Origin of the sequence: Ascidiimonas meishanensis (assembly GCF_037782385.1) — a bacterium.
Taxonomy (GTDB): Bacteria; Bacteroidota; Bacteroidia; order Flavobacteriales; family Flavobacteriaceae; genus Ascidiimonas; species Ascidiimonas meishanensis.
Genome location: NZ_JBBEXD010000003.1, coordinates 576982 through 589891, shown reverse-complemented (window position 1 = coordinate 589891; position 12910 = coordinate 576982). Strand labels below are relative to the sequence as shown.

11 protein-coding genes are annotated in these 12910 nt (G+C 31.6%); 10 read left to right on the top strand and 1 reads right to left on the bottom strand.

The window, feature by feature from the left end; translation table 11 throughout:
* The first annotated feature begins 8 nt into the window (after nucleotides 1-8).
* The 6 genes from WBG07_RS07480 to WBG07_RS07455 all read left to right on the top strand — a co-directional run bounded on the left by WBG07_RS07480 (nucleotide 9) and on the right by WBG07_RS07455 (nucleotide 6272).
* Complete coding sequence (locus WBG07_RS07480; protein ID WP_340200013.1) at nucleotides 9-680, top strand: hypothetical protein; 672 nt, start codon at nucleotides 9-11, stop codon at nucleotides 678-680.
* Nucleotides 681-687: 7 nt separating this feature from the next.
* A complete protein-coding gene (locus WBG07_RS07475; RefSeq protein ID WP_340200012.1) occupies nucleotides 688-1272 on the top strand; it encodes a hypothetical protein in 585 nt (194 codons plus the stop codon).
* A gap of 165 nt (nucleotides 1273-1437) precedes the next feature.
* On the top strand, nucleotides 1438-1824 hold the full coding sequence (locus tag WBG07_RS07470; protein WP_340200010.1) for a hypothetical protein: 387 nt from the start codon (nucleotides 1438-1440) through the stop codon (nucleotides 1822-1824).
* A gap of 34 nt (nucleotides 1825-1858) precedes the next feature.
* Nucleotides 1859-2404, top strand: a complete 546-nt coding sequence (locus tag WBG07_RS07465; RefSeq protein WP_340200009.1) for a hypothetical protein — start codon at nucleotides 1859-1861, stop codon at nucleotides 2402-2404.
* Between the two features lie 177 nt (nucleotides 2405-2581).
* The gene (locus tag WBG07_RS07460) at nucleotides 2582-4330 is read left to right on the top strand and encodes a tetratricopeptide repeat protein (RefSeq protein ID WP_340200008.1); all 1749 of its coding nucleotides are present in this window, start codon (nucleotides 2582-2584) and stop codon (nucleotides 4328-4330) included.
* A 277-nt stretch (nucleotides 4331-4607) separates the two neighbouring features.
* Nucleotides 4608-6272 (top strand): alpha/beta fold hydrolase, encoded by a 1665-nt coding sequence (locus WBG07_RS07455; protein ID WP_340200006.1) that lies wholly within the window; start codon nucleotides 4608-4610, stop codon nucleotides 6270-6272.
* A 304-nt stretch (nucleotides 6273-6576) separates the two neighbouring features.
* On the opposite strand, the gene WBG07_RS07450 is transcribed toward WBG07_RS07455, so the two are convergent.
* Nucleotides 6577-7158: a hypothetical protein gene (locus tag WBG07_RS07450; protein ID WP_340200004.1), complete on the bottom strand. Its 582-nt coding sequence runs from the start codon at nucleotides 7156-7158 to the stop codon at nucleotides 6577-6579.
* Between the two features lie 806 nt (nucleotides 7159-7964).
* Between WBG07_RS07450 and WBG07_RS07445 the strand changes: the two genes are divergently transcribed.
* The 4 genes from WBG07_RS07445 (at nucleotide 7965) to WBG07_RS07430 (ending at nucleotide 12886) form a co-directional block, all read left to right on the top strand.
* A complete protein-coding gene (locus WBG07_RS07445) occupies nucleotides 7965-8162 on the top strand; it encodes a hypothetical protein (protein ID WP_340200002.1) in 198 nt (65 codons plus the stop codon).
* A gap of 73 nt (nucleotides 8163-8235) precedes the next feature.
* Entirely contained in the window at nucleotides 8236-11109 is a 2874-nt protein-coding gene (locus tag WBG07_RS07440; protein WP_340200000.1) for a type 2 lanthipeptide synthetase LanM family protein, read from the top strand.
* Nucleotides 11110-11344: 235 nt separating this feature from the next.
* A complete protein-coding gene (locus WBG07_RS07435) occupies nucleotides 11345-11605 on the top strand; it encodes a hypothetical protein (protein WP_340199998.1) in 261 nt (86 codons plus the stop codon).
* A gap of 30 nt (nucleotides 11606-11635) precedes the next feature.
* Nucleotides 11636-12886, top strand: coding sequence for a serine hydrolase domain-containing protein (locus WBG07_RS07430; RefSeq protein ID WP_340199996.1), 1251 nt, complete (start codon nucleotides 11636-11638; stop codon nucleotides 12884-12886).
* Nucleotides 12887-12910 lie beyond the last annotated feature (24 nt).

Below are 12910 nucleotides of genomic sequence, written 5' to 3'. Positions count from 1 at the left end.
TACCATCTATGAAGTATTTCTCCAAGTTTACATTAACATTTTACATTTTAGGTTTTATATATGGCTGTGCAAGCTATACTGCAAAAGATAATAAACTTTCTGCAACCTTATCAAGTACGCAACAAGCTATCACCAATTTGCAAGAAAAAATATCTGCCTCAACGGATGATCACCTTATAAAAACGTTTCATAGATTAGAAAAAAAGAGTAAAGAATTATTTCCTACACTAAAAGACTGTAATAAAAAATATGCGCTTACCAAAGAGTATATCGCAACATTACAAGAAGCACAAAAAACAATAAAGCGTGTAGACAAAAACTTTAATAATATACCCGATAAAACATTCATTTTAGATGCTATCTATCAAGATTTTGATGCTAAATTAATAACTATTAATAGTAGTACTGAAAAAAATGCTAATACTAAGATCAAAGTGATTGTGGATTCTAATAAAGAAGAGGGGTTCTTTGTTTTTGGAAAATTATCTTACGAAAAAACATTGGATATTAAGCGGTTTCGCTTTAATAAACCTACCAATAGTGCTACCCAAGATTTCGTTCCTGGTTACTATTTATTTTGGCTAGAAAAAGAAGATCGTGTAGGGGAACCAGAATTGCACCTTATCATGAATAGTGGTGCAGAAGAAGAGAAAAAATTAGTTTTAAAAACTCCTAAATAGTACTTACATGCTTGTTTCTAGATTAAAAGACATTTGGAAAGAGATAACTTTGCTTAGTATTTGGATTGCCTCGGTAGCAGGTGCTTTTATTATCCCTTTACCCGCTTGGTACTCTGCTGATGAAAACACTTCTTTTTTAATGAAATTTGTGGTGTTTATAGCCACAGCGCTTGCCGGGTTTCTCATTTTGTATTCGCTTAAAAATAAAGTTATTGGAACCTGGATGCGTCTGTCTATTGAATTTATCCTTCTCTTTATAGGTGTTTACGCTACCTATAATTTTGCTAGAGAAGCCAAAACATTACCTTATCTCGATAAAGATATTGTTATTGGGGATGAAATGATAGCTAATGATCCATTCGAGGCTTTTAAAGAATCACATGGGTTTTTACCTAATAGAAATGAACAGATGATGATTGTTTTGGGTGATCCCGAAAAAGCGTGGACCAAAAAAAGTATTATGTCTAATAGAATACAATTAATAGCGCTTTTATTCCTTTGCTATCTGTTTTCAGCAGGATTTATCATTTCCTTTTGTAATCTGGTGATTTTGTACAAAGAAAAATATACAATCAAAATTGAAAAAAAATAAGTGGGTTTTAAGTCCATTTTTGGGATCGCGAAGTAAACACTGCTCATGAATCCAAAAGTATAAGTTCTTTATCTAAGAATTTCTTCTGAACCTCAACTATAGACACTTACTAAAAAAATTAAGGATTAAATTATAGCATCCTTCAATATAATATCCCATTACTAAATGCAAAACACTCATATTAGTCTTATTCTCCAGGTTATCGCTTTACTATTTTTAATCATCATTGGTTATTTAATCTTTAATTCTAGTACAAACTGGCAAATTGTAACATCAGAATTAAACAAGGCGAAAGAAGAGCTGAGAATTTCAAAAGATGCCACTATCCTAGCCAAGTCCCAATTAGAAAGCTCTAAAAAAGAATTTAAACAAATGAAAGCCCAAAAGGATCTAATTATTCACAGACGAGACTCTTTGATATTAACATTCAAAAGAAAAAATGCTAAAGATTGGACAGACTTACAGCGTATTAAAGATTCTATACAACTCATTAATAATAGATTAGTCAAAGATCGTTCTATATTAGAAGGTCTCTTTGGTTTGGATCAATAAATCTCGGGCTCCCCCTATGGTAAATTAAATAATCATGCAAAAACTAGTATTCATTCTTTTTATATTAACGGTTTTTAAAACTTTCTGTCAAGAAGTTGATTCTCTAAAAGTAATTGAAATTCCAGAGTCCTATAGCAATCGTATTGGAGAACCCCTTTCCGTAAAAAAAGACAGCCTTTACATATTTAGAACACCAGATATATACTTAGTAAATAAGAAGTCTTTTTTGGCATTCAAAAATGTGTATCAAAGTACGCTAGACCAAGATAAGATGACGAAGGAGATCATAGAAAAATATACACAAACACTCCGTAGAAATATCGATTTAGAGCGGAGATTAACTATCAATTTTACTAAAAGTGATAGTCTAGATAAAATAGTTTATCAAAAAACCCAAACAACTTTGGTGAATGCACAAAAAGCACTGGATTATACCGTAAACAGTCTTGAAAAAGCAACTAATAGCCTTGAACTTATTGAAAGGGTAAACAGGCAACAAAGAAAAAAAACAGTTTTTGAAAAAATACTTATTGGCCTTGCAGGATTTGGGGCTGGAGTTTTAGTTGGGATTTCTTTATAATTTTAGCTACATAAAAACCACGTAGCTTTTGCTAAATTACGTAGCAACGTACCCCAAAAGAAGATCATATATCTCATGTTTTAACATTTGTTATTGATTCGATTAAAAAAATGATGAGTAATTTTACAGTGATTTGAAAGAATTTAAATCCTATTCTAGCTGTAATCACTATTATTCATGATTTTTTTTAAAGCTTCTCTGTACAAAGTAAAACGATATATTTATGTAAGAAAATTAGCTATTTGTATTGTGTTTGGAGTTCTTTTTTCTCTCTATTTCTCACAGTTATTAGCGAATCCTCAAAAAATTGATAGTCTGCTACATCAATTGAGTTCCCTTAAAGAAGAAAATACAATAAAGGTAGATTTACTTAATACCATTGGTTTTGAATATTGGATTGTAGATGCTAATGAGTCTATTGTTTTTGGTAAAGAAGCATTACAATTATCAGAAACTTTAAAGTATACTAAAGGTCTGGCAAAGGCAAATCGTATTGTAGGAGTTGCTTATTGGGCACAGGGCAATCAAAACAAGGCTTTAGAATATTTAAACACCTCTCACAAACTTTACAAAACCATAAAGGATAAAACAGGGTTGGCCAATACAAGACTCAACATAGGTATGGTATATGCAGATCTTAAAGAATATGAAAAAGCCCTTCATTACTATGAGCAAGCAATCAATGAATTCACTGCATTAGAATTAAAAGGTAGAATAGCAACTACATTTACCAAAATAGGTACTATTCTCATAGCGCAACATAAGAATTCTGAGGCATTGCAATATCTAACAGATGCACTACAAATGCACACCTCCAATAACTTTACTTACGGAATAGCCGAAGCACATAACAGACTGGGAATATTATATCTTCATGAAAATGAAATTGAGCAATCCTCCTATCATATTAAAAAGTCAATAGAATTGGGTAGTAAGGTGAGTGATATTGATGGATTGACCAATAACCTTATTATTTACGGCAAAATCTTACGGTTGTCTAATAATCTTGATGAAGCTGAAATTAAATTAAACAAAGGTTTAGAGCTCGCCAAAGAAAATAATTTAAAAAAATATGAATTATTTGCATACCAGGAGTTGAAAGAACTTAAAAAACAGCAGTCTATACCAGAGGAGGCTTTTGTATTTTATGACAACTACATTACCCTGAAAGATTCTCTTTTTAATTCAGAAAAATCTAAGCAAATTGCTTATTTAGAGTTTGAGAACCAGCTAGAGATAAAGGATAAAGAGCTGTTAGCACTTAAAGCACAGGAAAAAAAAGATAACCTTATCAAAATGATTTTATTTTTGGGAGTGGTTATTATATCCATATTTGGGTACATTATTTATGTTGTAACAAAACAGCGTGCTAGAAAGAGTAAACAATTATCAACCAAAAGTCAAGAACTTTTGGAATCTGTTTATGCACTGAGTCAGAAAAATTTAGAAAACTCAGAATTAAGGCAACGAGAATTAAAACGACAATTAGATTTTAAGAATAAAGAACTTACCTCCTATGCGCTTAATTTTATAAAAAAGAATGAAATCGTACAAGAACTAAAAAGTATGATACATGAGATAAAAAAATCTTCCACTATTGAAAAAGAAAAATTGATTGCAGATATCCATAAAGTAATACAAAAAAACTTAAGTATTGATAGAGATTGGGAGGATTTCAGCAGATTCTTTGAAGATGCGCATCAAGGGTTCTACTCCAAGTTAAAATCAGCACACAAAGATCTAAGCACAAATGATCTAAAAATTTGCTCTTTGATTCGCTTAAACCTAAATATTAAAGAAACAGCCAGTATTATTGGGATATCACCGGAAAGTGTAAAAACTGCACGATACCGCCTTCGTAAAAAATTAGGATTAGAGCCTCAGCAAGAAATTCTCACCTATTTGATACATCTAGAAGAGGGATAAGAGTATTCCTAAAACTTTTGACTTTAATTAAATTAAGAATAGCTGATTATCAATACTTTAATTTACCATGTCTACCCATTGTACCCCTTTTTTTAACAATTCACCTCTCTAAGTCTACATATCGTATACATCAGTTTTATTCAATATACTTCAGACTCCTTTATTTTTGTTTTGTCAGATAATACCATTAATAATGGTACTATTTATCAAATAAAATAAGTGAAATTTTATCTTTTTTAGGAATCAATAAACATTTTAATTTACAAAAATAGTACTTATGAAACCTATTACTAAATATACCAAAAGTGGTCAGATTAATATTGCATATCAAGTTTTTGGTTCAGGTTCTATTGATATGGTTTACATTCCTGGATGGGTTTCTAATATTGATTGGATGTGGTCTTGTCCAGAGTTAGTCCATTTTTTGCAAGAATTAGGGAAAGTAGCCAGAGTTATTTTATTTGATAAACGGGGGACAGGGCTTTCTGATCGTGTTGCAACGGGTTTTTCTACCTTAGAAGAAAGGATGGATGATATTAGAGCCGTGATGGATGCAGTAGGTTCTCAAAAAGCAGTTTTATTTGGGCATTCTGAAGGAGGCTCTGCCTCTGCCCTATTTGCCGCTACGTACCCAAACCGGACTATTTCTCTCATTGCTTTTGGGATTTTTGCTAAGCGAATATTTGCTCCTGATTATCCCTGGGCACCCACCAATGAAGAGCGCCAGATTGTTTATGACATGATTGAAAATAGCTGGGGAAGTGGAGAGATGGGTCTTGAATCACTCGCCCCATCTAAAGCGAATGATCGTGTTTTTATGGATTGGTTGGCTAATTATTTTCGTTCAGGTGCTAGTCCAAGTGCCGCCATGACACTCACAAAAATGAATACACAAGTAGACATTATTGATATCCTCGGATCTATAAAGGTTCCTGCCTTAATACTGCAGCGCACCCATGACATTGATGTGAAAATTGAAGAAGGACGTTTTATTGCAGAACGGATTCAAGATGCGAAATTCGTTGAGTTTGAAGGTAGTGATCATCTATTTTGGACCGGTAACACTGATGAAATCTTAGCGGAGATGAAGGCTTTTATTTTAAATGTAAAGCCAAAACCAGTGTATGAAAAACAGCTCTTTACTATTCTTGTAGGATGCATAACATCTTTAGAAGAAAACAATAATAACCTCAAACTTCAAGAGCTTATTACGCAACATATAACACAATATAAAGGAAGTATTGTTAAATATAGTACACAATCATTTACCGCTACTTTTGAAGGCCCAAGTAAAGCGGTTCATTGCAGTATTGATTTGGTAAATGCTATGAAAGATATAAATACGGAGTTATCTCTAGGTGTTCATATTAAAGAATGTTTTGTAAAGAGTTGCATTAGCCAAGAAATAGAAGACTTTGCCGAATTAATATTTGGCAGACCCACACCTAATGAAATAGTATTAACTCAAACTGTAAAAAATCTATTAGTAGGATCTGACATTAGCTTTTCACTAGATAATGCAATTTTTAAAACTGAATCATGTGAATCACTTTTATTGTTTACTGTTGCCGATAAATTTAAAGAGAACATACAATTCAATGCTTTTGACAAAAATAAACTTCCACAAAATGATTCTTTTCTGAAAAAAGTACTTCAAAACATCAATAATCATCTAAGCAATGAGCATTTTGGGGTAGAAATGCTTTGTAAGGAAATAGGTGTCAGCGAACGGCAGTTGCAGCGTAAACTTAAAGCTATTACTAATAAGTCTCCTAATAAATTAATCTGCTCGGTACGTTTGCATCGTGCCAAAGAACTATTACTCAGCCAACAAAATACGATTGCTGAAATTGCTTTTCAAGCCGGGTTTTCTAATCCTTCTTACTTTTCTAAATGCTTCAAAAAAGAATTTGCAGTATGTCCATCTGATCTCATAAATTGATAGAAAAATCTTTTTATTCCCCCAAATAGTAGTTAAAGATATTTTTATACTGTATGCACATTGTTCTGGTAATGGTATTAAAACTTTTAAACCCTACTCGTCTTGTTTTTTCATATCACTCAGTAAGTTATAATGTCTTTTGTGCTATTGAAGGTTCAAAATGGATTTTAATATGATTTTCTCTACCCTTGCTAGATTTGGATGTCGTTGAAAACTAATTCCTACTCCGTTTGATTTACTATCTGTAAATTTGTTGCTGGATTTGTATAAAAAATACCAACTAATTATTATAACATTTTTGGAATCAAGGAACTCTGTATCCTACAATAAGGGGTGGACGATCATACTGGCCAACCCTACCTGCACTTTTTAAGGCCAAATAAAGCATATTTGATTTGTGGTCAAATGTTCCTCCTATGATTCTATTAGCACCGAAATCATCAAAAGAGATTAGAAACTCACCATAGGCATACGGACGTGGATCATATACATTTTCTGCACTTAGTATTTCCTCTACGTCAAAAAACCAATAGTAGTTATAGTTATCAGATGCCTGATAGGAACAATATCCTCCGCGGAGATTTCCATTATCCTGTGTAGTCTTATAACCAATACCACTGGTAATACCACCAGTTGAACCAAAAACAGCGAAAGTTTTTGTGCCTAGAATAATAAAGCCATAGATACCTTTGGATAAATAATTCCAGAGATCCTGCCCAGAATCGTCAGATCGAGGTGTAATATAGTTTTCATCTCCAAAACTAAAATTCATAAATGGTGTTGTTTTGATAGCTCCAGCACTTTCTGCCGCATTTAATAACAGGTCTTTGTGGTTAAATGTAAATAAAGAAGGTCCGTAACTGTAGCGCGAAATAATTGAATTCACAGATGACCAAGCTGTTAAATACTCTGAATTAAATTGTGTTTGCCATTCCGCAGGAATAGGTGACAAATAACCTGCAGCATGAGCGGTGCCATCCAGTTGGTAGTACCCTTCAATTTTAGATGTATTAAGATTATTTGCATCTTTTACAACAACTGTTATGTTTCTATTTCCTCCACTTGCATCGTACCATACTTCGGCAATGTTTCATTACAATTAATTTGATAGGATCATATTTTTTGATTTGGTTTTTTCCGTGAAAACAGCAGTAGAATTGAAAAAAATAATACTATTGTCAATTTGTATGTATGAATCCCTACAATAACGAATTAAGAAAGTTAATACAAATAAAATGTACTGGTGATTTTTCATTTGTTTGGGGTCAAGGCAATTTTTCAACAATTAAATAAACGTTATACCTTTTATCATATTGTAAATCAGGAATTTTGTTTTGGTTATGTATAAATACAATTTGTACAAAATTCCAACTTGCTTGTTTAAAAAGAAGCATAAAAAAACTTATGACAGTTCGTCTTAAAAGATTCTTACAGATGTGGTTTGAATGTAAATGATAACTTCATCTGTAATTATTCTATAAAAACAGAACTTATTGTACACTAAATATAATTAGCACTACTTTACCCCTAATTTAATTAATTACAGTTTTAATTTACCTTTGCTAAGTTATAAACCTTGTTTTTATGTAAGATTTACATTATATTTAAAGTAATTATTTTTTGTCGTAAACCGAAAAGTCAAAAATTAAAATAAACAAAGCAAGAGTAGGTAAATCAGTTTAAATTTTTATTATGAAAAAAAATGAAATTATTAAAGTTTGGAAAAGCCAAAAGAACAGAGGAGAAATAACAAACTTAATAGGTTCTCCAGAAGTTGACAAAGAGATTGTTAAAGGAGGAAGAGAAGCTATTGATTCTGCGGGTTATATATGTACCGTAAGTGGAGAAGTTTGGCCATACATATCATGTAATCCTAAGGATTGGTTTTAGAACTGAAATTCGTTTTGAAATAACTCTAAAAAACGACTTCTTTCTTGAAGTCGTTTTTTTATAATAAGCTAAAATGAAAAAAACCGTTGAAAAGAAGGATCATCTTTTTATAGATTTTCAAACACATCACTTTCAAACCGGGCTTTTAAACTTCTGCCTTCCTCTAATTAACAAAACAATCCAAAAATTAAACGCTACTCAAAAAACATGTTTTACTGACCTTTTTGTAAAATCTCATAAAGTAGTTATTCATAATTTATTAGAAAACCTTCTTTTTTTATCCCTTAAAACATTAATCGCTAATTATAAAATATTAAAAAAGGAAGGTGTTTTTACAGAGGAAACAGAATTAGAGCAATTGGAGTCCTTTAACAATCATTTAAAAGAACCAGAAATTAGGAATTATTTGTTAGAACAATATCCCCTTCTGGAAAAATGGTTAGTTAATGAGGCACAAGTATGGCTTATGCAAACACAGACGTTGGCAGTTAGGCTTGAAAAGGATATCAACTCTATTAGAAATGAATTTTTTGAGGGTGATGAACTAGGTTTTATTGAACGAATTACCTTTGGTTTAGGCGATAGACATAGAGGAGGTAAAACAGTTGCTCTTATCGAATTTGAATCAAATAAAAAACTAATTTATAAGCCTCGAAACCTCTCTATTGATTATCATTTTTCTGAATTTTTACTAAAACTAGACGAGCAATTAGGTATTGGATTCAAAACTCCAAAAACCATACGCCATGAATCTTATGGATGGGTTGAGTTTATTGAGAATACATCGTGTACTACTAAAAAAGAAATAAATAACTATTATTTTAGAAAAGGAGCTTATTTAGCTATTTTATATGCATTAGAAGCTACCGATTTTCATTATGAAAATATCATATCACATGGGGAGTACCCAGTATTAATTGACCTTGAGTCCTTTTTTCATCCTTATTTCCCTATGCTAGGTACAGAGACCAATCAAGCTATTAGCAACTCTGTACTTAGAACAGGTATTTTACCAAGTACCATCTCAGCTGATGATGATGAAATTGATATAAGTGGTTTAACCGATGTTGAGAATAAAGAGAGCATCCTATCAAACATGGTTCTGCAAATTAATGATGGAAACCTAGAATATGTTAGAGATAAAGGTATATTAAAAGGAGGTAAAAATATTGCTCTATTAAATGGTAAAAAAGCACCTATTGGTAGTGAACACCTACCGCATTTCAAAGAAGGGTTCAAAAAGGTATATTTATTCTTATATAATAATAAAGAATATATTAAATCCCAATTAAGCTATTTTGCTGATGATGAAGTACGTGTTTTATTTAGAAATACAGTAGCCTATGTTCACCTTTTAGAAGAAAGTACACATCCTAATGTTCTAGAGAGTGAAGAAGAAGCAAAAAAACATTTTCAAGTACTGCGTGAAAGAATAAAGACGTATCAGTTAGCCAAAATATTTACACCTCATGAGGAGGCAAGCCTTTTAAAACGAGAAATACCATTATTTACCACCAAGGTAAACTCAAAGCATCTTTGGTATGAAGATGATCAATATTTAGAGAATTTTTTTGAAAACACTGGAGAAAATACTGTTTTTCAGAAAATAGATACGCTTTCTATTCAAGATTTAAAAAGACAATTGTGGATTATTGACGCTTCATTTTCAATTTCAAAATCTCCTAATCAGAATACAAAACATTATAAGCGATTAAATCCAAATTTAAATCTCAATATCCCAGACAATGAAGAGTTGTTAGCACAAAGTATTAAAGTAGCAGATTATATTATTGACTCAATTAATTGCAACGAAGAAATATGTAATTGGCTTGTTTTCAAAGCAACTGACTTGGAAGGTAAAAAATATAGAATTGCCGAGGCCTCTTACGATTTGTTTACAGGTATGCCAGGTGAAATCTTATTTTTTGCCTACCTACATGAAGTTACAAGAAAAGAAGAATATAAAAATATTGCATTAAGGGCATTGCGCTATTTAGATAAAAAAATTTCTGAAGCCCAAAACTCTATTAAGGTTTTAGGCTTATATGCGGGATGGGGAAGTATTATAAATCTATATACAAAAATAGGTCTCTTATGGGGCAAAGAAATATATTTTAAAAAAATAGAAGTATATTTCAATACTATTAATTTTGAAGACTTAATTCAGAAAGATAAAGATTATTCAATCTTAAAAGGGAATGCAGGTTTCATAATAGCTTGCGCAAACTATTATGAACACAGCAAATCAAATAAAGCAGCATTTTTTGCTAAAAAAGCAGGAGACTATTTGTTGAGTAAAGCTATTTATAAATCTGACTTTATTGCATGGAAGATAGTAAGTAAGGTTCCTCTTAGCGGACTTGCACACGGATCTTCAGGTTTTGCATTGGCATTTTCAAAACTATATACTATTACTAAAGATGAAAATCATATAACGGTTTTACAGAGTATTTTAAACTATGAGAAAAGACTTTATATTAAAGATCAGAATAATTGGCAAGACTGCAGAGATGCTATTACCTTAAGTTATCCTAATGAAACCATATGTTGCACTGCATGGTCTCATGGAGCTCCAGGAATTGGGATTGCTAGATTATCTTTACTAAAATCTAATTTGTCTATTCCCAACTTAAAGAAAGAGATAGAAATAGCAATTGAGACTACCGTAAAACAGGGTTTTGGAGGAAATCAATCGTTAAGTTTTGGTGATTTTGGAAATCTTGAGTTATTACACGAATACTATCTATACTTCGACGATAAGGAAATACGAAAAAAATTAGATACCATTTTACGATTATTAATAGAATCAATTGATGAAAAAGGCTGGCACATTGGTTCTAAAAGTATTTACTCTATGGGTGTAATGACCGGAATTACAGGTATTGGTTATCAGTTTTTAAGAATAGCTTACCCGACCATAGTTCCATCAATCTTAAATGGGGATTAACCATTTTCAACTTTGAATTTTTTATGAATAAATTTAAAGAAAAAGTTTGGCTTCAAATAATAGTTATTTATATCAGATATTTAATTGGTGAAGCGTTTGTTTTTTCTTGTATCATTTGATTAAAGGAACTCGATTTACAAAATTAGGAGCATTGATTAATTTGCCAATAATTCTGAATATTTTTATTATTACCTTATCGTATTATTTTGCCTACACACCTGTACTAACCAGATTAATGCTATTTTCTAATTTAGTATTGATTTTTTGGGATTGGGATGAGCTAAAAATTATCTTTAATTTAACTGCAGCATTGGAAAAAAAACTTGAAAAGCGTGTTGTATGGGAAATTACTGGAATCTTACTATTCCTTTTTACGGTGTTTTATAGAGTTTTAGTAGACAAATATCACTTAGGATTTTGGTTTTTAGGCTGCATGATAATAGGTTTAGTAGGATTAATTTTTGGTTTAAGAAAAAGAAAACACTATAAATTGTAAATTTGAATATCCATCAAAAACTTATTTTAAATGAAGAAATCTATCCTGTCTATTTTTTTGATGTTACTGCTATCATCTTGCCATCAGCAGACAAAAAAAATAATCGAACCAGCAAATGACGATAAGATCATAAAAGATTCATTAACAGAAGTATTGATGGAAATTCATAAAAAAGGATTTATCAATGGTTTTTCGGTGGCGATTGTAACTCAAGATAGTACGCTATATGAAAATGGAATAGGGTATGCAGATACTGAAAACAAAATAGCCTATACCAAAAATACGGTACAAAACATCGCGTCCATTTCAAAAACACTTATTGGAATTGCTCTTTTAAAAGCGCAGGAAATGGGTAAACTATCCTTAGATGATCCTATTGAAAAACACCTTCCCTTTAAAGTTAAAAATCCATATTATCCGTTAGAAGAAATTACCATCAAACAATTAGCTACACACACTTCTTCCATAAAAGACGCTAATGTTTACAATGAAAAATCTTATGTCTTAAATACAAAACAAGATAGTACCTCTGGTTTGTTGAAAGAAGTTTCAGAAAATTTTAATCCGCCAGAGAATAAAATCTCTATTGAGGACTTTCTTAAAAATGTACTTAGTGAAGATGGAAAATGGTATACCAAAGAAAGTTTTCTAAAAAAGAAACCAGGAGCTCTATTTGAATATTCTAATGTTGGTGCTACCCTTGCTGCGCTTGTACTGGAAGGAGCTACAGGAGAAAGTTATCATACATTTACATCAAAGCATATACTTCAACCATTAAAAATGAAATCATCTGGTTGGTCTTTTGATGCCATAGATCTTGATCTTGCTCAGCATTCAAAGCTGTATGCAACTCCTGAAAAGGAATTTCCACTATACTCACTTATCACTTATCCTGATGGTGGATTGATCACATCAAGTCATGACTTAGGATTATATCTTACTGAATTAATCAAAGGATATTCAGGTAATGGAACTCTTTTAAAAAAAGAAAGTTACCACGAGCTATTTAAAAAGCAAATGAGTCCTGATCAATTTACGGAACGTGATGAAGAGAATCCTTATAATGATGAATATGACTTTGGGATATTTATTGGTTTTTCTGCCAAGGGCTACATTGGTCATACAGGAGGTGACCCAGGGGTCTCCTCATTTATGTTTTTTGATGCTGAAAAGAAAATAGGAAGAATTCTAATTATTAATACGGATTTAAACAATAAGGAAGGTGTTGACGAATTTTACGCTGTTTGGGATACCTTAGGAGCGTATCAAGAAAGATTCTGATAAAACTACCAAATTATCACGCAA

Coding starts and splice junctions, on each gene's coding strand:
- WBG07_RS07480 (WP_340200013.1), top strand. CDS start 9: ATGAAGTATTTCTCCAAGTTTACATTAACATTTTACATTTTAGGTTTT.
- WBG07_RS07475 (WP_340200012.1), top strand. CDS start 688: ATGCTTGTTTCTAGATTAAAAGACATTTGGAAAGAGATAACTTTGCTT.
- WBG07_RS07470 (WP_340200010.1), top strand. CDS start 1,438: ATGCAAAACACTCATATTAGTCTTATTCTCCAGGTTATCGCTTTACTA.
- WBG07_RS07465 (WP_340200009.1), top strand. CDS start 1,859: ATGCAAAAACTAGTATTCATTCTTTTTATATTAACGGTTTTTAAAACT.
- WBG07_RS07460 (WP_340200008.1), top strand. CDS start 2,582: ATGATTTTTTTTAAAGCTTCTCTGTACAAAGTAAAACGATATATTTAT.
- WBG07_RS07455 (WP_340200006.1), top strand. CDS start 4,608: ATGAAACCTATTACTAAATATACCAAAAGTGGTCAGATTAATATTGCA.
- WBG07_RS07445 (WP_340200002.1), top strand. CDS start 7,965: ATGAAAAAAAATGAAATTATTAAAGTTTGGAAAAGCCAAAAGAACAGA.
- WBG07_RS07440 (WP_340200000.1), top strand. CDS start 8,236: ATGAAAAAAACCGTTGAAAAGAAGGATCATCTTTTTATAGATTTTCAA.
- WBG07_RS07435 (WP_340199998.1), top strand. CDS start 11,345: ATGCTATTTTCTAATTTAGTATTGATTTTTTGGGATTGGGATGAGCTA.
- WBG07_RS07430 (WP_340199996.1), top strand. CDS start 11,636: ATGAAGAAATCTATCCTGTCTATTTTTTTGATGTTACTGCTATCATCT.